The 20,087-nt window shown below is 68.1% G+C and carries 20 protein-coding genes; 15 read left to right on the top strand and 5 right to left on the bottom strand.

Features of this window, described 5'->3' with window-relative positions; genetic code table 11:
• Positions 1-10: 10 nt before the first annotated feature.
• From B551_RS08230 to B551_RS08190, 9 genes are all read left to right on the top strand, one after another.
• The gene (locus B551_RS08230; protein WP_172682446.1) at positions 11-1,219 is read left to right on the top strand and encodes an iron-containing alcohol dehydrogenase family protein; all 1,209 of its coding nucleotides are present in this window, start codon (positions 11-13) and stop codon (positions 1,217-1,219) included.
• Positions 1,220-1,247: 28 nt separating this feature from the next.
• Positions 1,248-2,717: an aldehyde dehydrogenase gene (locus tag B551_RS08225; protein ID WP_006577113.1), complete on the top strand. Its 1,470-nt coding sequence runs from the start codon at positions 1,248-1,250 to the stop codon at positions 2,715-2,717.
• 42 nt (positions 2,718-2,759) lie between these two features.
• Positions 2,760-3,749 carry a tripartite tricarboxylate transporter substrate binding protein gene (locus B551_RS08220; RefSeq protein WP_006577112.1) on the top strand — a complete coding sequence of 330 codons (990 nt, stop codon included), beginning with the start codon at positions 2,760-2,762 and terminating at the stop codon, positions 3,747-3,749.
• Positions 3,750-3,842: 93 nt separating this feature from the next.
• Positions 3,843-4,199 (top strand): helix-turn-helix transcriptional regulator, encoded by a 357-nt coding sequence (locus B551_RS08215; RefSeq protein WP_043438160.1) that lies wholly within the window; start codon positions 3,843-3,845, stop codon positions 4,197-4,199.
• Positions 4,196-5,272 (top strand): ACR3 family arsenite efflux transporter, encoded by a 1,077-nt coding sequence (gene arsB / locus B551_RS08210; RefSeq protein WP_006577110.1) that lies wholly within the window; start codon positions 4,196-4,198, stop codon positions 5,270-5,272. Before B551_RS08215 ends, arsB begins: the two co-directional genes overlap by 4 nt.
• Before the next feature lie 22 nt (positions 5,273-5,294).
• Positions 5,295-5,723, top strand: coding sequence for an arsenate reductase (glutaredoxin) (gene arsC, locus B551_RS08205; RefSeq protein WP_006577109.1), 429 nt, complete (start codon positions 5,295-5,297; stop codon positions 5,721-5,723).
• Positions 5,720-6,484, top strand: coding sequence for an arsenical resistance protein ArsH (arsH, locus tag B551_RS08200; protein WP_006577108.1), 765 nt, complete (start codon positions 5,720-5,722; stop codon positions 6,482-6,484). Before arsC ends, arsH begins: the two co-directional genes overlap by 4 nt.
• A gap of 18 nt (positions 6,485-6,502) precedes the next feature.
• On the top strand, positions 6,503-6,937 hold the full coding sequence (locus B551_RS08195) for a YeeE/YedE family protein (RefSeq protein WP_006577107.1): 435 nt from the start codon (positions 6,503-6,505) through the stop codon (positions 6,935-6,937).
• A 1-nt stretch (position 6,938) separates the two neighbouring features.
• The gene (locus tag B551_RS08190) at positions 6,939-7,370 is read left to right on the top strand and encodes a YeeE/YedE family protein (RefSeq protein WP_023263854.1); all 432 of its coding nucleotides are present in this window, start codon (positions 6,939-6,941) and stop codon (positions 7,368-7,370) included.
• A gap of 31 nt (positions 7,371-7,401) precedes the next feature.
• Here B551_RS08190 and B551_RS08185 read toward each other — a convergent pair whose 3' ends face one another.
• From B551_RS08185 to B551_RS08175, 3 genes are read right to left on the bottom strand one after another with little or no spacing between them, the layout of a single operon-like run.
• Positions 7,402-8,046, bottom strand: a complete 645-nt coding sequence (locus B551_RS08185; RefSeq protein ID WP_006577106.1) for an HD domain-containing protein — start codon at positions 8,044-8,046, stop codon at positions 7,402-7,404.
• Positions 8,047-8,091: 45 nt separating this feature from the next.
• Positions 8,092-8,547, bottom strand: coding sequence for a carboxymuconolactone decarboxylase family protein (locus tag B551_RS08180; protein WP_023263853.1), 456 nt, complete (start codon positions 8,545-8,547; stop codon positions 8,092-8,094).
• Positions 8,544-8,930, bottom strand: coding sequence for a cupin domain-containing protein (locus tag B551_RS08175; protein ID WP_006577103.1), 387 nt, complete (start codon positions 8,928-8,930; stop codon positions 8,544-8,546). Before B551_RS08175 ends, B551_RS08180 begins: the two co-directional genes overlap by 4 nt.
• Before the next feature lie 196 nt (positions 8,931-9,126).
• On the opposite strand from B551_RS08175, the gene B551_RS08170 reads away from it, so the two are divergent.
• The 4 genes from B551_RS08170 to B551_RS08155 all read left to right on the top strand — a co-directional run bounded on the left by B551_RS08170 (position 9,127) and on the right by B551_RS08155 (position 15,462).
• Entirely contained in the window at positions 9,127-10,539 is a 1,413-nt protein-coding gene (locus tag B551_RS08170; protein WP_023263851.1) for a PLP-dependent aminotransferase family protein, read from the top strand.
• A 258-nt stretch (positions 10,540-10,797) separates the two neighbouring features.
• Positions 10,798-13,227: a DUF3772 domain-containing protein gene (locus B551_RS08165; RefSeq protein ID WP_023263850.1), complete on the top strand. Its 2,430-nt coding sequence runs from the start codon at positions 10,798-10,800 to the stop codon at positions 13,225-13,227.
• Between the two features lie 131 nt (positions 13,228-13,358).
• Entirely contained in the window at positions 13,359-14,282 is a 924-nt protein-coding gene (locus B551_RS08160; RefSeq protein ID WP_006577099.1) for an alpha/beta fold hydrolase, read from the top strand.
• Positions 14,283-14,475: 193 nt separating this feature from the next.
• Positions 14,476-15,462 carry a tripartite tricarboxylate transporter substrate binding protein gene (locus B551_RS08155; RefSeq protein WP_006577098.1) on the top strand — a complete coding sequence of 329 codons (987 nt, stop codon included), beginning with the start codon at positions 14,476-14,478 and terminating at the stop codon, positions 15,460-15,462.
• Between the two features lie 147 nt (positions 15,463-15,609).
• Here the strand turns inward: B551_RS08155 and B551_RS08150 are convergent, their stop codons facing one another.
• On the bottom strand, positions 15,610-16,362 hold the full coding sequence (locus B551_RS08150; protein ID WP_043438137.1) for a J domain-containing protein: 753 nt from the start codon (positions 16,360-16,362) through the stop codon (positions 15,610-15,612).
• Positions 16,363-16,569: 207 nt separating this feature from the next.
• Here B551_RS08150 and B551_RS08145 point away from each other — a divergent pair, with 207 nt between their 5' ends.
• Positions 16,570-17,463 carry a cytochrome c gene (locus B551_RS08145; RefSeq protein WP_006577096.1) on the top strand — a complete coding sequence of 298 codons (894 nt, stop codon included), beginning with the start codon at positions 16,570-16,572 and terminating at the stop codon, positions 17,461-17,463.
• Positions 17,464-17,760: 297 nt separating this feature from the next.
• The gene (locus B551_RS08140; protein WP_006577095.1) at positions 17,761-18,717 is read left to right on the top strand and encodes a manganese catalase family protein; all 957 of its coding nucleotides are present in this window, start codon (positions 17,761-17,763) and stop codon (positions 18,715-18,717) included.
• 120 nt (positions 18,718-18,837) lie between these two features.
• Here the strand turns inward: B551_RS08140 and B551_RS08135 are convergent.
• Positions 18,838-20,087 (bottom strand): Nramp family divalent metal transporter (locus tag B551_RS08135; protein WP_023263847.1); only part of this gene is annotated, 1,250 nt, incomplete at its 5' end.

The following is a 20,087-nucleotide window of genomic DNA, read 5'->3' as shown; positions in this document are numbered from 1 at the left end:
CGCCATGCCAATGCCCGCCGCCTCCTTCTTCGGCACGACGCCAGGACACTTCGGCACGCGCTGGCCCGGCGAGGCGGTGTTCGGCGCGGGGTGCGTGGATCGGCTGCCGCAATGGGCCCGTCGTGAGGGCGTGCACCGCCCGCTGCTGCTCAGCGATGCGGGACTGGCGGCCACGGGGCTGCTCACCCGCGTCGCGGACGATCTGCGCCGGGCCGGCATCGATCCGGTATGTCACGACGATGTCGCCGCGAACCCGTCGGCAGCTCATGTCCATGCGGCCGCGCAGCGCTGGCGCGCGCACCACTGCGATGGGCTGATCGCGCTCGGCGGCGGCAGCGTGATCGATGTCGGCAAGGTACTCGCCGCCGTGCTGGCCAGCGACGCGCCGCTGGCCGACCTCCTGCAGCGCGGCGACGCCGCGCTGTCTGGGCCCGTGCCGCCGTTTGCCGCGGTGCCGACCACCGCCGGCACCGGCAGCGAGAGCACCGTCGCGGCGCTGATCAAGGACGAGGCCGGACGCAAGCACGTGATGCGAAGCCATCGCTGCCGCCCGCAGTGGATTGCGCTGGACCCGCTGCTGACGCTGACCGTGCCGCGGGCGGTCACCGCCAGCACGGGCTTCGACGTACTGATGCACGCGCTCGGCGCGGCAACAAACTGCGCCAGCCATCCAATTGGCGAAGCGCTGGCGCTCGACGCGCTGCGCCGGACCGTCTCCGCCCTGCCCGCCGTCCTGGCCTGTCCAGACGACGAGTCGGCGCGCGCCGACATGCTGCTGGCCAGCTATCTCGCCGGCGTGGCGATGAGCCTGCGCGGCGTCGATGGCATCCACGGCCTGTGCACGCCGCTCGAGGCGATCGTCGACGCACCGCATGCGCATGTGCTGGCGGTGGTCTGCGAGCCGCTGATGCGTTTCAACATGGCGGCGATCGCCGATCGCTATGCCGCGGCGGCACGAACCTGCGGCCTCGCAGCGCCGCAGGTGTCCACCGTGCGGCAAGCCACGGCGCTGATCGACAAGGTGTGCGAACTGCGCGACCTCGCCGGTCTGCCGCGCTCGCTCGATGCGCTCGGCGACGTTCCGGCCGACCTCGGCGCCGTTCATGCCGCGGCGGCCAACAACGCATCGGCGCGCCTGAACGGCCGGCCGCTGTCGGACGACGACATCGCCGCGCTCTATGCCGCGATGCGCGGCGAGCCCGACGTGCCGCGCGGCTGAACCCCGCCTCCATCCATCGAGATTCGCCATGCAACCGACCTCCGTGCTGCGCACCGGCATCTACCCCCTTCTGATCGACGGCGCCGAACGGCAAGCCGCCAGCGGCGCCAGCTTTGCCGTGGGCAATCCGTCGAACGGCCGCACGCTGGCGCATGTCGCACAGGCCGGCGTCGAGGACGTCGACGCTGCGGTGCGCGCCGCCCGGCACGCGTTCGACCACCATTGGCGCAAGACCTCGGCGCGCGAGCGCAGCCGCCTGTTGCGCAAGCTCGCGCAGGCGCTGGACGAGAGGCGCGAACAGCTGGCGTGGCTGGAAACGTGGAACGTCGGCCGGCCGATCACCACGACGCGCGCGTCGCTGTTGACCATGCTGGACGGCATCGACTACGTCGCCGGCGTATCGCAGGGCATCGGCGGACAGACGCTGAACGTTGCCGATACCTCGGTGATCAATTTCACGCTGCGCGAGCCGTTTGGCGTGGTCGCGCTGATCCTGCCCTGGAACTATCCGCTGACGCTGACCATCAGCAAGCTGATGCCGGTGCTGGCGGCCGGCAACACGGCGGTGATCAAGGCGTCGGAGGTCACGCCGCTGTCCACCGTGGAGCTCGGCGCAGCCATCCTCGAGGCCGGCTTTCCGCCCGGGGTCATCAACATCGTCCACGGCCCCGGGGCGACCATCGGGCAGGCGCTGGTCGACCATCCGCTGGTCGAGAAGGTCTCGTTCACCGGCGGCACCGCGACCGGCAAGGCGATCTACCGCAGCGCCGCCGAACGGATCAAGCGCGTGACGCTGGAACTGGGCGGCAAGTCGCCGCTGATCGTGTTCGACGATGCCGACCTCGACGCAGCGGTCGGCGTCGCACTGCAGGACATCACCCGCAATACCGGCCAGATCTGCATCGCCTGCACGCGGCTGCTGGTCCAGCATGACATCGCCGACGCCTTCGCCGACAAGCTGCGCGCCGCTTGCGCTGGCGTGCGCATCGGCCTGCCGGACGATCCCGCCACCGAGATGGGGCCGCTGGTCAGCCGCGCGCAGTTCGATCGCGTCAACGGCTATCTGGCCATCGGCCGCGACGAAGGCGCGTCGCCCGTCGCGATGGCCGAACTCGGCGACCGGGCCGAGCTGCGCGACGGCTATTTCGTGGCGCCCATGCTGTTTGCCACGGCGGACAACGGCATGCGCATCGCGCAGGAGGAAATCTTCGGGCCCGCGCAGGCGTTGATCCGCTTCGGCGATGAAGAGGAGGCGGTGCGCCTGGCCAACGACAGCCGCTTCGGTCTGGCGGGCGTGGTCTATACACGCGATGCAGGCCGCGCCATGCGCCTGTGCCAGGCGCTGCAGATCGGCAATCTGGCGATCAACAATCCGATCAAGGCGACGGTCGACGCCCCCTTCGGCGGATACAAGGAATCGGGGCTCGGCAAGGAGCGTGGCATCGACGCGATCCTGGAGAACACGCAGGTCAAGAACGTGCGGTTCTCGATGCGGTAGCGGCGACTTGCCACGAACACAAAACTATCCAGGAGACAGACCATGAAACGCTTCGCTGGCGTGCTGCTTGCGTTCGCCGCTGCCGGTTTGTGGGCCGCGCCGCCCGCGTCGCCCGCATCTGCTGCATCGCCGACGGACTTTCCCAGCCGGCCGATCCGCATGATCGTCGGCTTCGCGGCCGGGGGCGTCACCGATATCACCGCGCGCCAGATCGCCACCGAAATGGGCGAGCTGCTCGGCCAGCCGGTAGTGGTCGACAACCGCACCGGCGCCGGCGGCAATATCGCGACGGCGGAGCTCAGCCGCGCCAGGCCGGACGGCTACACGCTGATGCTGGCCTCGCCGGGCCAGCTGGTCGTCAATCCGCTGACGCAGAAGTCGCTCGGCTTCGATCCGAACACCCGCTTCTCGCTGATCAGCCTGGTCAACGAAAGCCCCTTCGTCTTCCTGGTGCCGGCCACGTCGAAGTTCCGCACTGTCCAGGACCTGGTCGCCTGGGGCAAGGCCCATCCGCGCGAACTGAGCTTCGGCTCGCCCGGCATCGGCACCACGATGCATATCGCCGGCGAGATGCTGAAGGTAGCCGCGGGCATCGACGCCGTGCACGTGCCCTATCGCGGCGGCGCGCAGGCGACCAACGACCTGATCGCCGGCCGGGTCGATTTCATGATCGACAGCCTCGGCTCCGTCTCGCAGGCGGTGCAGTCCGGACAGCTGAAGGTGCTGGCCACCGCGGCACCGTCCCGGCTGCCGCAATTCCCGAATCTGCCAACGCTCGCGGAGACCTATCCGAACCTGGTGGCCTCGTCGTGGCTCGGCGTCGTCGGACCGCCCGGCCTGTCGCCCGAGATTGTCGCGGTGCTGGCCAAGGCCGTCGAACGCGGCTCGCGGGCGCCCCGCTACGTAGAGACCATCGAACGACGCGGCAGCCGCCTGGCCGCCGCCGGCCCGGCGGCCTTTGCCAGTCACCTCGACAAGGAGCGCGAGCGGGTCGAACGCACCATCGTTCGGGCCGGGATCAAGCTGGACTGACCAATAAGGAGCGGCCCGGGCCCGGAGGACGTGGGTTGCGCCCATTGCATGGGCATGCTTGCTTCGTTTCCATGCTTCGAATATATTCGAACGATGGAAACTGAAAACGCCCTCGAAGCGCTCTCCGCCCTCGCCCATTCCGCGCGGCTGGCCGTCTTCCGCATGCTCGTCCAGGCCGGCCCGGAAGGCCTGCCTGCCGGCCGGATCGCCGAACGGATGGAAATGCCGGCCTCGTCGCTGTCCTTCCACCTGAAGGAGCTGCATCGCGCCGGCTTGTTGCGCAGCCGCCAGGACGGCCGCTCGATCGTCTACATGGCGCGCTACGAGACCATGAACGCGCTGCTCGGCTATCTGACGGAGAACTGCTGCGGCGGCAATCCGTGCTCCCCCGTGCCCGCTTGTTCCCCCGTATCGGTGTCGTCGCCGCGCGCCGTGGAGTCGAAGGCATGACGGCGGCCGAACAGACGGCGAAGGCTGCCGGAACGGTGTCGCCGGCCGGCGGCATCGGCTTTTTCGAGCGCTATCTGACGATCTGGGTCGCGCTGTGCATCGTTGCCGGCATCCTGCTGGGCCAGTGGTTTCCGGGCGTGTTCCAGGCGATCGGCACGATGGAAGTCGCGCAGGTCAACCTGCCGGTCGGGCTGCTGATCTGGGTGATGATCGTGCCGATGCTGATCAAGATCGACTTCGGCGCGATGGGACAGGTCGCGGGCCACTGGCGCGGCATCGGCGTGACGCTGTTCGTCAACTGGCTGGTCAAGCCGTTCTCGATGGCGCTGCTCGCGTGGATCTTCGTGCGGCATCTGTTTGCGCCGTGGCTGCCGGCCGAACAGCTGGACAGCTATGTGGCCGGCCTGATCCTGCTGGCGGCCGCGCCCTGCACCGCGATGGTGTTCGTCTGGTCGCAGCTGTGCAAGGGCGATCCGTATTTCACGCTGTCGCAGGTCGCCGTCAACGACGCGATCATGGTGGTGGCGTTCGCGCCGGTGGTTGCGCTGCTGCTCGGGCTGTCGTCGATCACGGTGCCGTGGGACACGCTGATCGTGTCGGTGGTGCTGTACATCGTGATTCCGGTGCTGATCGCGCAGGCCATCCGCAGACTGCTGCTCGCGCGCGGCGAGGCGGCCTACCGGCGCGTGACCGGCGCGCTCGGCCCGTATTCGATCGCCGCGCTGCTGGCGACGCTGGTATTGCTGTTCGGCTTCCAGGGCAATGCGATCGTCGAACAGCCGTTGATCATCCTGTTGCTGGCCGTGCCGATCCTGATCCAGGTCGTATTCAATTCCGGCCTCGCCTATGTGCTGAACCGCAAACTGGGCGTGGCGCATTGCGTGGCCGGTCCGTCCGCCCTGATCGGCGCCAGCAACTTTTTCGAGCTGGCCGTCGCGACCGCGATCAGCCTGTTCGGCTTCGAATCCGGGGCGGCGCTGGCCACCGTGGTCGGCGTGCTGATCGAGGTGCCGATCATGCTGCTGGTCGTCGGCGTGGTCAATCGCTCGCAACGTTGGTATGAAGCCTCCTGAAAAACGCCCCCCGATAAACGCCATGTCCGCTGTCACGATCTATCACAACCCCGCCTGCGGCACGTCCCGCAACACGCTGGCAATGATTCGCAATGCCGGCATCGAGCCGACGGTCATCGAGTACCTGAAGACGCCGCCCACGCGCGGCGAACTCGAAGGCATGATCCGGCAGGCCGGCCTGAGCGTACGCGAAGCCATTCGCGAAAAGGGCACACCCTATGCCGAGCTCGGCCTCGACGATCCGTCGCTGACCGATGACCAGTTGCTCGACGCGATGCTGGCGAACCCGATCTTGATCAATCGGCCGTTCGTGGTCACCGAACTTGGCGTTCGGCTGTGCCGGCCGTCGGAACTGGTGCTGGACATCCTGCCCTCGCCGCAGCAAGGTCCGTTTGCCAAGGAGGACGGTGAGCTGGTCATCGACGCCGAGGGCCGGAGGGTCGGCCGATGAGCGCCGACCTGCCCAACGTCGTGCCGTCGCTGCTCGACATTCCCGACCCGCGCAAGCTGGAGCCGGCGAAGACCAGCACCCACCCGCCGCGCATCCTGCTGCTCTACGGCTCGCTGCGCGCAACCTCGTACAGCCGGCTGCTGACGCTGGAGGCCGAACGCATCCTCAAGCGCCTCGGCGCGGAAACGCGCGTGTTCGATCCGCACGAACTGCCGATCGCGGACAGCGTGCCGGCGGACCACCCGCAGGTCGCGCAGCTGCGCAAGCTGTCCGAGTGGTCCGAGGGACAGGTCTGGTGCAGCCCCGAGCGCCACGGCACGCTGACCGCTGTCTTCAAGAACCAGATCGACTGGCTGCCGCTGGAAAGCGGCGGCATTCGGCCGACCCAGGGCCGCACGCTGGCGGTGATGCAGGTCTGCGGCGGATCGCAGTCCTTCAACGCCGTCAACGCGTTGCGCGTGCTGGGCCGCTGGATGCGGATGATCACGATCCCAAACCAGTCGTCGGTACCGAAGGCGTATCAGGAATTCGATGCGAATGGCCGCATGAAGCCGTCCTCGTACTACGATCGCGTGGTCGACGTCATGGAGGAACTGATCAAGTTCACCTTGCTGACGCGCGACCGATCGGACTATCTGACGGACCGCTACAGCGAACGCAAGGAAGCCGCGCCGGCGGTCGCCACGACGCTGACGGCCGCGGCGATGCGCCACGAGCAGGACGCCAGGGCCGACGACGCCGACGACGGCGAGGTCGAATAGCGCGTCAGGAGAACGGATATGCAAATCGATGTTGCCAACTTCACGCCGGGCCTCTCCTTCTTTGGCGGCCTGCTGATCGGACTGGCGGCCGCCGTGCTGGTGCTGTTCAACGGCAGGATTGCCGGCATCAGCGGCATCCTGGGCGGTCTGTTGAGTTTGCCGCGCGGGGACACGGGCTGGCGCCTGATCTTTCTGGCGGGACTGATCGGCGTCCCTGTGCTCGCTGCGCTGCTGGGCATGCCGGCAACGGCCGACATCGACAGTGGCTGGGGTCAGATACTGATCGCCGGCTTTCTGGTCGGGCTGGGAACCCGCTACGCGAGCGGTTGTACCAGCGGCCACGGCGTATGCGGCATCTCACGGGGCTCGGTCCGCTCGCTGGTCGCCACGCTGACCTTCATCGGCACGGGGCTGCTGACCGTCTTCGTGCAACGTCATCTGGTGGGCGGCTGACATGACCGCGATTGCCGCATTGGTCGCCGGACTGTTGTTCGGCATCGGCCTGATGGTGTCCGGCATGGCGAACCCGGCCAAGGTACTGGGCTTCCTCGACATGGCCGGCGCATGGGATCCTTCGCTCGCCTTCGTGATGATCGGCGCGATTGCCGTCGCGGCACCGGCGTTCTTCCTCGCGAATCGGCGCCAGCGCTCGCTGCTGGGCCGGCCGATGCAGCTTCCCGCCGCGACCGGCGTCACGTTGCGCCTGGTGCTGGGCAGCGCGGCATTCGGCATCGGCTGGGGATTGGCCGGATTCTGCCCGGGCCCCGCCCTGGTGGCGCTCGGAGCCGGCTATCCGAAGGCAGCCGGCTTCGTCGGCGCGATGGCGGCCGGCATGCTGGTGTTCGAGGGGGTCCAACGGCTGAAGCCTCGCAGCCAGCAAGCCTGAACGAGCCCCGTCGCAGTTGTGAGCCCCGGACTCAATCCGGCCAGCGCGAGCCGAGAATGATGCTGCAGATGTTGCCGCGCCGGAAACCTGGATCCTTGAACGCGAGCACGTCGTCGTTGAAGGTGCCGAACGTGGTATCGGGCCGGTGCTTCATGCCTTCATAAAAGGCGTCGATGATGCCGTGCTTGAAGCCGTGACCGCGCGGATGGGCCGCGATCACCGCTGCGCGCTCGTCGTCGCCGAAATGCTCGAAGCCCCGCCCTGCCACGTCCATTCCCGCTCCGGCCTGGAGCAGCGCGATCTCGGGATGCATGTGTTCCGGAATACCCGGCGTCGTATGCAGGGCGATGGCCGCCCACACCGTCGCGATCTCGCTCTCGGCGATGCCGTGGCTGCGCAGGAAGTCGCGCGCGGCATTGGCGCCGTCGACTTCGAAACGCAGCTGGCTCTCGCGATAGCGGGAAGTCAGGCCGATATCGTGGAACAACGCCGCGACGTAGAGCAGTTCCGGATCGAAACGGAACTGCCGCCGGCGTCCCAGCAGGCTGCCCCACAAATAGACGCGAACGGAGTGGTGAAACAGCAGGTCGCTCTCGGTATCGCGGATCAGTTCGGTCGCCTCGCGGGCGAGCTTGCTGTCGGGAATCGCGATGCCCGCGATGTTGTCGGTCGCCACGGCGGTACTCCTCGGAGATGGATCGGAAACGGCTGAACGAGCCGCTTACTGCGCCAGCGCGGCCTGCGGCGTATTGCGGAAGCTGATCGCCATGCGGTTGTACAGGTTCATCACGCCGATCGCGATGGTCAGGTCGACCAGTTCGCGTTCGTCGAACACCGCGCGGGCGGCCTGGTAATCGGCATCCGGCACGCCGGTCTGCGCGACGCGCGTCACCGACTCGGCCCACGCCAGCGCCGCGCGCTCGCGCTCGTCGAACAGATTGCCGGCCTCCGCCCAGGCCTGGACCAGCGCAAGCTTTTCGACCTTGACGCCCTTCTTCAGCAGGTCGCGCGTATGCATGTCGAGGCAGTAGGCGCAGTTGTTGATCTGCGACACGCGCAGGTAGACCAGGTCGACCAGCACCGGCGGCAGATCGGACTGCATCACGTAGCCGTAGGCACCGCCCAGCGCCTTCATGCCGGCCGGGGCGATCTGGTTGTAGTCGAGACGCTTGCTCATTGCTTTGACTCCTTGGTGACAGAGGAATGGATCGGGGTGGTCAGCACCTTGTCGCTGGTGTCGACGACGAACACGGCCAGCAGCCTCGCGGGCTGCGTCGCGCTGGCATTGCGGCTGACCGGGTGGCGCGAGCCCGGCGACTCGCTGAAGCTCTCGCCCGCCCGGTAGATGCGCTTCGGGCCGTCATTGACCTGCGACTCGATCGCCCCCGACACGACGTAGGCGTAGATGAACGCCGAGTTCGCGTGCAGATGCGCGGGCGATGCGGCGCCCGGCGCATAGTCGACCACCACGGCAATCAGCGACTTGCCCGGCACGTTGGGGATCCGCTGGTTGAAATTCTCGGTGACGGTTTCTCCCGCGCCATGGGCGAAGGCGGACATGCTCCAGACAACAGCGGCAGTGGCGTAAGTCGCGGCAAAGGCGACGCCAATCAAGGATCGGATATTCACGGGACACTCTCCAGATAAGTGTTCCCATTCTGGTCGCGCGCTGGTACAAATAAAAGAACCAAGAATGATTGATTTCCATGTACTACGCGCCCGGTCACCGCAGCCGTGACCGGGCCATCAACCGGCCATGACCCAGCCCCTGCATCTCGCCCTCGACCGGTCCGCCAGGACGCCGCTGGCCGACCAGATCCGCGACGGCATCGGCAACGCCATCGAACACGGCGTGCTGGCGCCCGGCGCGCGGCTGCCGTCATGGCAGGACCTGGCGACCCAGCTAGGCGTCGCGCGCGGCACGGTCAAGGCGGCCTACGAGAAGCTGGCCGATGCGCAGCTCGTCGTCGCCTCGCGCGCCAGCGGCACCCGGGTCGCCGACCGGCCCGCGCGGCGCCCCGATGCAGACGAGCGGCCCGATCCCGGCTCGTTCATGGACAGATATCTGGAATTCATGGCCGGTCCGGCGATCTTCCAGATGGGCGTGCCGGCCCAGCAGAGCCTTCCGGCCAAGCTGTTCTCGCGGGTGCGCGCCCATGCCGCGCGCGCCGAACTCGGCGCCGCCGCGCTCTATCCGGACCCGCGCGGCGAAGCCGCGCTGCGCCGCGAAATCGCCGCCTACCTGGCCATCGCGCGCGGCATCCAGTGTTCGCCCTCGCAGGTACTGATCACCGGCGGATTCGCCGGCGGCCTCGGGCTGGCATTGCGGGTGCTCGGCCTGGACGGGCGCAAGGCCTGGACGGAGGACCCGGGCTTTCCGTACACGCGCCGCGGCCTGGAGCTGGCGGGCCTGTCGCTGGTACCGGTGCCGGTGGATGCCGATGGCATCGATGTGGACTATGGCATCCAGCACGCGCCGGATGCGGCGGTGGTGGTGCTGACGCCCGGACAGCAGGCCCCGCTCGGCGGCACGCTGTCGCTGCCGCGGCGACTGCAGTTGCTCGATTGGGCCGCGGCGCAAGGCGCCTGGGTCATCGAGGACGACTACCTCAGCGAACTGCGGCTCGAGGGCCGCGCGGCGCCTGCCCTCGCCTCGCTGGACCGCGCCGGACGCGTGATCCACATCGGCTCGTTCAGCAAGACCATCAGCCCGACCCTGCGGCTGGGCTTCGTCGTCGCGCCGCCGTCGCTGGTGTCCCGCTTCGCCGAGATCGCGGCCTGTCTGGCGCCCGCTCCGGCGTCGTCGATCCAGCTCGCCACCGCCGAGTTCATGCAGGACGGCCACTACCTGCGGCATCTGCGGCGCACCAAGCGGCTCTATGCATCGCAGCGCGACGGGCTGCTGGCCCATCTGCGGCCGCGCGTCGGCGACGCGGCGGCCCCGACCGGGCTGGCCGTGCTGCTGGCGCTGCCGGATGGCAGCGCCGATGTCGCGATCGCGAAGGAAACGGCGGCGTTCGGCATCGCGCCGTCGCCGCTGTCGGTCTGGTATGCGTCGCCGGCTCGCGCCCGATCCGGCCTGCTGCTCGGCATCGCGACGGCGCCGCCCAAGCAGGTTGCGGCTGCCTGCGACCGTCTGCTGGCGGTGGTGGAGCGCTTCCGGCGCTAATGCGATGGCGCTTGCCGGCTGACATCGGCATCCACCATTCCGCACGATAGAGGCTAATTAGCCACTTTTGCGGTGGCGTTCGACGACGTATGTATAATTCCGGGCTTTCCAGTGCCGGCGGCGTCCATCCGCGTTGGCTGCGACGCCCGCTCGTGGCCGTGCCCACTTCCCGCGGCATGGCGCGACGTCCGGCACGCATCGGATGACCCCACGGCAACGTCCGGCGCCTGCAGGCGCCGGCTCAAAGGTGCTCCCTACATGCGTCGACTTCCCGGAATGGCGCTCAGCCTGCTGCTGATCGTCTTTTTGCATTTGTTACCCGCCGCGGCGCCTGCGGCCTTGGGCGCGGACGAGCCGTCCCAGACCGAAGACAAGCCTGCGGCCCCGTTCTCCGCCGCCGCGGCCAGCGCGGAGCTCAAGCGGCTGCAGACCGAGCAGGACCGCATCAAGCAGCAAGCCTCCAGGGACACCAGCGGCAACCAGTTGACCGAGCTCGACGACGCCGTGCACCGGTTGCTGGCCGACGTCGATACGCTGAGCGGCACGCTGGTGGCCGAGCGCGCCAAGGTACAGGCACAGATCGATCTGCTGGGCCCGCCGCCGGCCGATGGCAGCGCATCGGAGGCGCCCGCGGTGGCCCGTCAGCGCGCCGAGCTGAACGGGCGCGCCAAGGCGCTCGACGAGCAACTGACGAAGGCCGAAGAGGACAAGGAAAGCCTGGGCAATCTGGCCGAGCAGATCGCCAAGCTGCAGCGCGGCCATCTGAAGGACCAGGTCGCGCTGCGCTCCAACAGCATCCTCAGCGGCGACTTCTGGATGCCGGCATTCGACCCGAGCCGCCAGGACCGGCAGCGCTTCGAATCGCTGCGCTCGCTGATCACGCCGATGGCGAAACAGGCCTGGGACGCCGAACACCGGACCGGCACGGTGATGCTGCTGGCGCTGGCCTTCGCGATCTGGTCGCTGGGCCGCCGGCTGATCGAGCGCGGCATGGCATGGGTTTGCCTGCACCGGCTGCCGGAGCACCGGCTGCGGCGCAGCGCGCTGGCGCTGTCGACCGCGCTGGCCACGGTGCTGACCACCGCGCTGGCGGTGCGCATCGTCCTGTTTGCCTTCACCCGCGACTACGAGCTGTCCGAGCCGATGCGCGATCTGGCCGACGAGCTGATCAAGCTGACGATGACCAGCGCGCTGATCGCCGGCCTGGGCCGCGCGCTGCTGTGCACGCGCCATCCGACCTGGCGCCTGCCGTCGCTGCACGACGACATCGCCCGCGCGCTGCGGCCCTTCCCCATCGTGCTGGCGGGCCTGCTGTTGCTGGCCGGCACCATCGAGCAGCTGAACCGCACGATCGACACCAGCGTGCAGGTCACGCTGTTCGGACGCGGCCTGGTCTCGCTGGTGGTCACGCTGACGATCGGCGCCGCGCTGCTGCGGGCCAACCGCGTGCGTGCGAGGCTGGTCGCGGCCGGCGAGCGGCCGGGCAGCGGCTCGACGCTGACCGGCATCGTGCTGGCCGCGCTGACCGTCACCATCGTCGTCACGCTGGCCGCGCTGCTGACCGGCTATATCACGTTCGCCCGCTTCCTGACCTACGAGATCGTCTGGTTCGACATCGTGCTGTGCAGCCTCTATCTGCTGACCAAGCTGACGCGCGATGCCTGCGAAAGCCTGTTCTCGGTCAACTATTCGAGCGGCCGGATCATCAAGCAACTGTTCGGGCTCGGCGACAGCCATCTGGACCAGGTGTCGACCGTGCTGTCGGGGCTCGGCTCGAGCTTGCTGTTGCTGATGGCGGTGATTGCGCTGCTGACCGGGGGCTTCGGCACCACGCCCAAGGACCTGCTCGACAGCCTGCTGATGGTGCTGGGCGGCGAGCGGCTGCGGGCGATGAACATCATGCCGGAGCGCATCCTGAACGCGGTGATCGCTACCGGCGTGGGCGTCTACATCCTGCGTTCGGTGCGCCGCTGGCTCGATGCGGACCTGCTGCCCAAGACCGGCATGGAGCCCGGCATGCGCGCCTCGCTGGTCACGCTGTTCAGCAATATCGGCTACGTGCTGCTGGTGCTGATGACGCTGTCGCTGCTGGGCGTGCGCTGGGACAACCTGGCCTGGATCGTCAGCGCGCTGTCGGTCGGCATCGGTTTCGGCCTGCAGGAGATCGTCAAGAACTTCATCTCGGGGCTGATCCTGCTGACCGAGCGGCCAGTCAAGGTCGGCGACATGGTCAATATCGGCGGCGTCGAGGGCGATATCCGCCGCATCAGCGTGCGCGCCACCGAGATCCAGCTGGGCGACCGCTCGACGATGATCGTGCCGAATTCGCAGCTGATCTCGCAGAGCGTGCGCAACGTGACGATGAACAACAGCACGCTGGGCGTGGCCTCGCTGACGCTGACCTTCCCGCTGAACATCGATCCCGAGGAGGTGCGCGACATGCTGCTCGCAGCCTACGCCGACAACGAGGCGATCCTCGAGCACCCGGCGCCGTCGGTGACCTTCAGCCAGCTCGCGCCGAACGGCATCACGCTGACCGTGACCGGCTTCGTCTCCAGCCCGCGCATCGCCGGCGGCACCAAGAGCGATCTGCTGTTTGACATCCTGAAGCGGCTGCGCGCGGCCGAGATTCCGCTGACCAACCCGCAGACGCTGCGGCTGCTCAATTCGGAGGCGGTGGCGGCCTGATGTCGGGGCGGCGCCTTGGGCGCGGCGGCGGCGGCTCGGCGGCACAGGCGCCATCCCTTGGCCGTTCTTTCCTGCCAGTTAGCCTTGTGTTGCCTGGCAGGCGCCCAATCCCGCGCCGCCGACGCACTAGAATGGCGCGATTCCCGTTCGGAGATCGCGCCGTGGACCTTTCCCTTTTCCCGCAATTCCGCAGCATCGACGTCGAGACCGACAGCGAGGTCACGATCCATGCCGTCGTCGGCGGTGACGGGCCGCCGCTGTTGCTGCTGCACGGCCATCCGCAGACGCATGCGATCTGGCACAAGGTTGCGCCAACGCTGGCGCAGCGGTTCACCGTGGTGGCCTGCGACCTGCGCGGCTATGGCGATTCGTCGAAGCCGGCCGGTGCCGCGGACCACGGCAACTACAGCAAGCGCACGATGGCGCGCGACGCGCTGCGCGTGATGCAGTCGCTCGGTTTCGAACGCTTTCGCGTGCTGGCGCACGACCGCGGCGCGCGGGTAGCCCATCGGCTCGGCATGGACCACCCCGCCGCGATCGAGCGCATGGTGCTGCTCGATATCGCGCCGACGCTGGCCATGTACGAGCAGACGACCGAAGCCTTCGCCCGCGCGTACTGGCACTGGTTCTTCCTGATCCAGCCGGCACCGCTGCCCGAGCGGCTGATCGAGGCCGATCCGTCGCGCTATATCCGCGACCTGATGGGCGGCCGCAGCGCCGGGCTGAGTCCCTTCGATCCGCGTGCGCTGCGCGAATACGAGCGCTGTGCCGCGCTGCCGGGCGCCGCGCATGGCGTCTGCGAGGACTATCGCGCTGCCGCCGGCATCGACCTCGAACACGACCGCGCCGATCGCGAGGCCGGCAAGCGCCTGACGATGCCGCTGCTGGTGCTGTGGGGCGAACAGGGCGTGGTCCATCGCTGCTTCCAGCCGCTACGGGAATGGCAGCGCGTGGCGTCTGACGTCGACGGCGGCCCGTTGCCGTGCGGGCACTATATCGCCGAGGAAGCGCCCGACGTGCTGCTGGCGCACGCGCTGCCCTTCCTCGAGAAGTAAGGTCCGCCGACACGCGCGTCAAGCCGCCGATAAGCGGCGCTTATGCCCGTAGTCGCAGATTGAATTTCCCGCCGCGGTTCTCCTTCGGTAAAGTCGCTCGCGCATCGCGACCAAGCTGCGCGACCAAGCTGCGCGACCAAGCTGCGCGACCAAGGTGCGCGTCCGAGGTGCGCGTCAACAAGGAGGAGACATCATGCAAGGCATTCGCCAGGCCCTGGCCTGCGTCGTTTCAGCGGTGGCACTGCTCGGCGCCACGCAGGCCGGTGCCGCAAGCCCGACCGACAACTGGCCCAGCAAGCCGATTCAGATGATCGTGCCGCAGGCACCGGGCGGGACCAACGACATCGTGGCCCGGCTGGTGGCCGCCGATCTGTCGCAACGGCTCGGCCAGCAGGTCGTCGTCGAGAACCGGCCCGGCGCCGGCGGCAATATCGGCACGCAGTTCGCGGCCCGCGCGACCCCGAACGGCTATACGCTGCTGATGACGATCAGCAGCACGCAGGCGATCAATCCGTCGCTGTACCGCCAGGTTCCATTCGATCCGATCAAGGACTTCGAGCCGATCGCGCTGGTCGCGACCGTGCCCAACGTGCTGGTGGTCAATCCCGCCTTCCCGGCGAAGTCGCTGCCCGAACTGATCGCGATGGCGAAGGCGAAACCGGGCCAGTATCGCTTTGCGTCGGCCGGCAACGGCACGCTGAACCATCTGCTCGGCGAGATGCTGAACAGCATGGCCGGTATCCAGCTCGAGCATGTGCCCTACAAGGGCGTCGCACCGGCGCTGAACGATGTGCTGGGCAATCAGGTGCCGATGGCGTTCGCCAGCCTGCCCTCCGTGTTGCCGCATATCAAGGCCGGCAAGGTCCGCGCGCTGGGCGTCAGCTCGGCCAGGCGCTCGCCGTTCGCGCCGGACATCCCGGCCATCGGCGAGACGGTGCCTGGCTATAGCGGCGACCTGTGGGTCGGCCTGTTCGCGGTCAAGGGGACGCCGAAGGAGATCACGCAGAAGCTGGCCCAGACCATGCAGGCCGCGCTGGCCGACCCCGCGCTGCGCGAAAAGCTGGGCGCGCAGGGGGCCGAAGCGCTGTCGGCCACGCCGCAGCAGTTCGCGACCCAGCTCAAGGGCGATATCGACAAGTGGGCGCGCATCGTCAAGGCATCGGGCGCGCAGGTCGACTGAGAACAGACTGGAAACAGACTGGCCCGTCCGCGTGTTGCGCTGGACGGGCCAGTGTTGGCGCCTCGGGGCGCCTATGCTGTCTGCCGCCTGGTGGGCAGCCGCTTGGTGGGCAGCCGCTTGGTGAGAAGCCGCTTGGTGAGAAGCCGCTTAGCGGGCACCCGGGCCTGCGGTCGCCTGTTCCGCCTGGGCCTGCATGAAGTCCCGCGCCGCGGACACCGCCTGCATTGCCTCCTGAGTGCCACCCTTGTCGGGATGGGCCTTCAGCGACGCCGCCCGGAACGCCTTGCCGATCTTCGCGACATCGGTCTCGCCGGCGTTCAGCCCGAGGATTTCGTGCGGCAGACGGTCATGGCTCCATCCGTCGGGCGCGTAGGGATTGACGGGAGTGGTGGGGCGTTGCGGGGGCGGCGCGCTGTGCGATGGTTCGGGCCGCTGCGGCGGGGGCGCGCTGTGCGATGGTTCGGGCCGCTGCGGCGGGGGCGCGCTGTGCGATGGTTCGGATCGCTGCGGCGGGGGCGCGCTGTACGCCGGTTCGGGCCGCTGAGGCTGCGGCGTGGTGTGCGACGATTCGGGCCGATGACGCTGCTGTCTGGCGCGCTCGCTCTGCCGTTCGTCGCGCTGCTTCGGTTGCGGCTCCGGATTCCCCGCCGGCCACAGCACCACGATGGCCGCCGACAGCTTGCCGGCATTGTCGATCAGCACGACCGCATTGATCTGGATCGGCGCCGATGCCCGGGGGGCGAATGCGTTGGCGGTCAGGTTGACGATCAGCAGGTTCATCAGCAGCACATTGGCGGCATCCTGCGGCGACATTGCGTAACGCTGATCGGGGGACTTCGCCTGCGGCAGGACCGGCGGCATGTCGAACGGCCGCTGGGCGTGGATGGCAATGGGTGACATTGATAACTCTCCTTGAGGACATGGGGCTGCCATCTTTGCGCCATGACCGCAAGGCCGCTACCGCGGAAACCAACTGGCTTTCGCTTTTGCCTCTCATACCGCGACTCCCGCCGCGACTGACGCTCATTGCGCCTCGGTGCGCTCGCGCACATACCGCTACCACCGCCATCGCTGCAATATCGCCTTTCCGCATCGACAGGGGCGACGATGAAGCGCGTGATCCGTATTGCGGGTTGGACGATCGCCGGACTGGTGGTCGTCGCGGGCCTGGTGCTGGCGACCGGCATTCTGCTCGCCGAACGCAAGGCACAGCGGCGGGTGCATGTGCCAGCGGTTCCCGTCGCTTACCGCGATGACGCGCAAGCGCTGGCGCGCGGCAAATATCTGTATGAATCGCGCGGCTGCATGGAATGCCACGGGGCCGACGGCCGCGGCCGCGTGATGATCAACGACCCGGGTGGCATGTTCGTGCGCACGCCCAATGTGACCGCCGGCAATCCGGATGTCGCGCGTTATCGCGAACGCGATTGGGTGCTGGCGATCCGCCACGGCGTCGCGCCCTCCGGCCGGCCGCTGATGATCATGCCGAGCGAGGACTACAACCAGCTCAGCGACGAGGACCTGTCGGCGCTGGTCGCCTATATGCGCAGCCTGCCGCCGCTGCTCAGCGGCATGACCGAGATCCGCCTGCCGATGATGGCGCGCGTGCTGTACGGCTTCGGCATGATCGAGGACGCGGCCGCAAAGATCGACCACAGCCGTCCGCCGTCGCCGGCGCTGGAGCCCGCGCCCACGGCCGCATATGGCGCCTATGTCGCCAATGCCTGCATCGGCTGCCACGGCGCCGATCTGGCTGGGGGCAAGATTCCGGGCGCGCCGCCGGACTGGCCGGCCGCCGCGGACCTGCGGCCCGGTGCCGTGATGCTGCGCTACCGCACGCCGGATCGCTTCATCGAGATGATGCGCACCGGCGTGCGGCCGGACGGCACCGAGGTCAGCAAGGTGATGCCGTTCGAAAGCCTGGCCAAGATGAGCGACACCGACCTGACCGCGCTCTATCTCCATCTGAAGGCGCTGCCGGTGACGCAGGCGGCGCGCTGAGGCGACTCGGCCGAGATTGACCGCAAGCGTTGCCGGCTTGCGACATCCCGCGCAGCACAGAGCCGAAGGCGAAAGTTTTACACGTTTGCCGAATTTCACCGGACCGCAACTACGATAAGCGCCCTCCTCCCTTCCCGGTCTCGCCCCCGCGGCTCCGGCGGCCGTGTCCGCGACGGCGATTCTCCGCGCCGTTCCCCGCTGCGGGCATGGGCATTGCAGCGCAACCCACGCCCATGCGGCGTGAAGTACCGCTTGAGTCCCTGCTTGATGTCCGTTGACCGAGATCGGAGGATCCCCATGTTCATTCACAACAAACGATTGCAGTACACCGTACGCGTAGCACGGCCCGATCCGGGCCTGGCCAATCTGTTGCTTGAGCAGTTCGGCGGTCCGCAGGGCGAACTGGCTGCCGCCCTGCGCTATTTCACGCAAGCGCTCGCCGAGGACGATCCCGGCCGCAAGGACATGCTGCTCGATATCGCAACCGAGGAACTGAGCCATCTGGAGGTGATCGGCTCGATCGTCGCCATGCTGAACAAGGGGGCCAAGGGTCAGCTTGCCGAGGGCGTCGAACAGGAAGCCGAGCTCTATCGTTCGCTGTCGGGCCCCGGCAATGACAGCCACGTGACCCAGCTGCTGTATGGCGGCGGCCCGCCGCTGACGAACTCGGGCGGCGTGCCGTGGACCGCGGCCTATATCGACACGATCGGCGAGCCGACCGCGGACCTGCGCTCGAATATCGCGGCCGAGGCCCGCGCCAAGATCATTTACGAGCGGCTGATCAACGTCACCGACGACCCCGGCGTGCAGGAAGCCCTGGGCTTCCTGATGACGCGCGAGGTGTCGCACCAGAAGTCGTTCGAAAAGGCCCTGTACTCCATCCAGCCCAGCTTCCCGCCGGGCAAGGCGCCGCCGATGCCGGAGTTCGCCAGCGTCTACTACAAGATGTCGCAGGGCGACGCGCTGCGCGGCCCGTGGAATGCCGATTCGACGTTCGAGTTCGTCGAGAATCCGCCGCCGGCGGTCGATGGCGGCAGCGGCATGCCGGAAGTCCAGCTCGAGCCGACCCAGGCCAGCGCGGTGGAAGCGGCGGCGATGCGCACCGAGTCTGACGTCAACAGCGATCCGGTCACGGGCGCGGATCTGGGCAGCGTCGACGAGTCCGAGCTGCCGACCGACACCGTCGCGCCGGGCGCACCCGGTGCAGGCGGTGCGGCATCGGGCTCGCCCAAGACTCCCTCGGGCAAGGCCTGAGCGCTGCGCGCGTCGAGATGTTGGGCGATGAAGAACGAGGCGGCCGATCTGGCCGCCTCTTTTCCTTTGGACGTCGGCAACGCGCGTTGTCTTGCGCTCCCGCCTTGGCGATGGCTGTCGCTAGGGCAACACGGTCGTCGCCAGCAGCGTCACGTTCATGCCGATGATCAACGTCACCGCGATCACTGCCAGCACCGTGACCCACGGCCTGTTCACGTAGGCGCCCATCACCGAACGGCGGCTGGTCAGCCAGATCAGCGGCACCACCGCGAACGGCAATTGCAGGCTCAGGATGACCTGGCTGAGCACCAGCAACTGGCCGATGCCGGCCTCGCCGTAGGCGAGCGCGACGAACATCGCCGGTACCACCGCGATGCCGCGCGTCAGCAGCCGGCGCGCCCACGCGGGCAGCCGCAGCTTGACGAAGCCCTCCATCACGATCTGCCCGGCGAGCGTCGCCGTGACCGCGGAGCTTTGACCCGAGGCCAGCAGCGCGACGCCGAACAGCACGCTGGCGATCGCGGTGCCCGTCAGCGGCCCGAGCAGCTGGTAGGCGGCGCGCAGGTCGTTGACTTCGTGCATGCCACCGGTGTGGAACACCGCGCCCGCGGTCACCAGGATGGCGGCATTGATGAAGAAGGCGATCACCAGTGCCAGCATGATGTCGACCGTGTAATAGGCAAGCGTGGTGCCGAGGCTTTCGTTGCCGCGACGGATGCGTTGCGGCCCGACCATCGACGAATGCAGGTACAGGTTGTGCGGCATCACGGTCGCGCCGACGATGCCGATCGCGATGTAAAGCATGTTGGTGTCGGTCAGCACGCGCGTGCTTGGCACGAAGCCGCGCGCGACCTCGCCCCATTGCGGCTGCACCAGCACCAGGTTGATCGCGAAGCAGAGAAACACCACGGCCAGCAGCGCGATGACCACCGCCTCCAGCTGCCGGTAGCCGCGCTGCTGCAGCGCCAGGATCAGCAGCACGTCGAGCACGGTCGCCGCCACGCCCCAGGTCAATGGAATGCCGAACAGCAGATTCAGCGCGATGGCGGTGCCGATGACCTCGGCCAGATCGGTCGCGCAGATCGCCAGCTCGCACAGCAGCCATTGCGCCAGCGCCGAGCGCTTGCTCGAATGCTGCCGGCAGGCCTGCGCCAGGTCCATGCCGGATACCACGCCCAATCGCGCCGCCAGCGTCTGCAGCAGCATCGCGATCAGGCTGGACATCAGCACGATCCACAGCAGCGCGTAGCCATAGCCCGAACCGGCGGCGAGGTCGGTGGCCCAGTTGCCTGGATCCATATAGCCGACCGCGACCAGGTAGCCGGGCCCGAGGAAGGCCAGCAGACGGCGCCAATGCAGCTTGCCGCCGG

The organism is Cupriavidus sp. HPC(L) (genome assembly GCF_000307735.3).
Lineage (GTDB): Bacteria > Pseudomonadota > Gammaproteobacteria > Burkholderiales > Burkholderiaceae > Cupriavidus.
The sequence above is the reverse complement of the archived record's forward strand: the minus strand, read 5'-3'. Positions and strand labels throughout refer to the sequence as shown.

Bases quoted from the DNA above. Each gene is read 5' to 3' on its own strand.
- B551_RS08170 (WP_023263851.1), top strand. From the start codon at position 9,127: ATGACCCAGCCCCTGCATCTCGCCCTCGACCGGTCCGCCAGGACGCCG.
- arsC (WP_006577109.1), top strand. From the start codon at position 5,295: ATGTCCGCTGTCACGATCTATCACAACCCCGCCTGCGGCACGTCCCGC.
- B551_RS08195 (WP_006577107.1), top strand. From the start codon at position 6,503: ATGCAAATCGATGTTGCCAACTTCACGCCGGGCCTCTCCTTCTTTGGC.
- B551_RS08160 (WP_006577099.1), top strand. From the start codon at position 13,359: ATGGCGCGATTCCCGTTCGGAGATCGCGCCGTGGACCTTTCCCTTTTC.
- B551_RS08215 (WP_043438160.1), top strand. From the start codon at position 3,843: ATGGAAACTGAAAACGCCCTCGAAGCGCTCTCCGCCCTCGCCCATTCC.
- arsH (WP_006577108.1), top strand. From the start codon at position 5,720: ATGAGCGCCGACCTGCCCAACGTCGTGCCGTCGCTGCTCGACATTCCC.
- B551_RS08145 (WP_006577096.1), top strand. From the start codon at position 16,570: ATGAAGCGCGTGATCCGTATTGCGGGTTGGACGATCGCCGGACTGGTG.
- B551_RS08165 (WP_023263850.1), top strand. From the start codon at position 10,798: ATGCGTCGACTTCCCGGAATGGCGCTCAGCCTGCTGCTGATCGTCTTT.
- B551_RS08155 (WP_006577098.1), top strand. From the start codon at position 14,476: ATGCAAGGCATTCGCCAGGCCCTGGCCTGCGTCGTTTCAGCGGTGGCA.
- B551_RS08190 (WP_023263854.1), top strand. From the start codon at position 6,939: ATGACCGCGATTGCCGCATTGGTCGCCGGACTGTTGTTCGGCATCGGC.
- B551_RS08140 (WP_006577095.1), top strand. From the start codon at position 17,761: ATGTTCATTCACAACAAACGATTGCAGTACACCGTACGCGTAGCACGG.
- B551_RS08180 (WP_023263853.1), bottom strand. From the start codon at position 8,547: ATGAGCAAGCGTCTCGACTACAACCAGATCGCCCCGGCCGGCATGAAG.
- B551_RS08175 (WP_006577103.1), bottom strand. From the start codon at position 8,930: ATGTCCGCCTTCGCCCATGGCGCGGGAGAAACCGTCACCGAGAATTTC.
- B551_RS08220 (WP_006577112.1), top strand. From the start codon at position 2,760: ATGAAACGCTTCGCTGGCGTGCTGCTTGCGTTCGCCGCTGCCGGTTTG.
- B551_RS08225 (WP_006577113.1), top strand. From the start codon at position 1,248: ATGCAACCGACCTCCGTGCTGCGCACCGGCATCTACCCCCTTCTGATC.
- B551_RS08230 (WP_172682446.1), top strand. From the start codon at position 11: ATGCCCGCCGCCTCCTTCTTCGGCACGACGCCAGGACACTTCGGCACG.
- B551_RS08150 (WP_043438137.1), bottom strand. From the start codon at position 16,362: ATGTCACCCATTGCCATCCACGCCCAGCGGCCGTTCGACATGCCGCCG.
- arsB (WP_006577110.1), top strand. From the start codon at position 4,196: ATGACGGCGGCCGAACAGACGGCGAAGGCTGCCGGAACGGTGTCGCCG.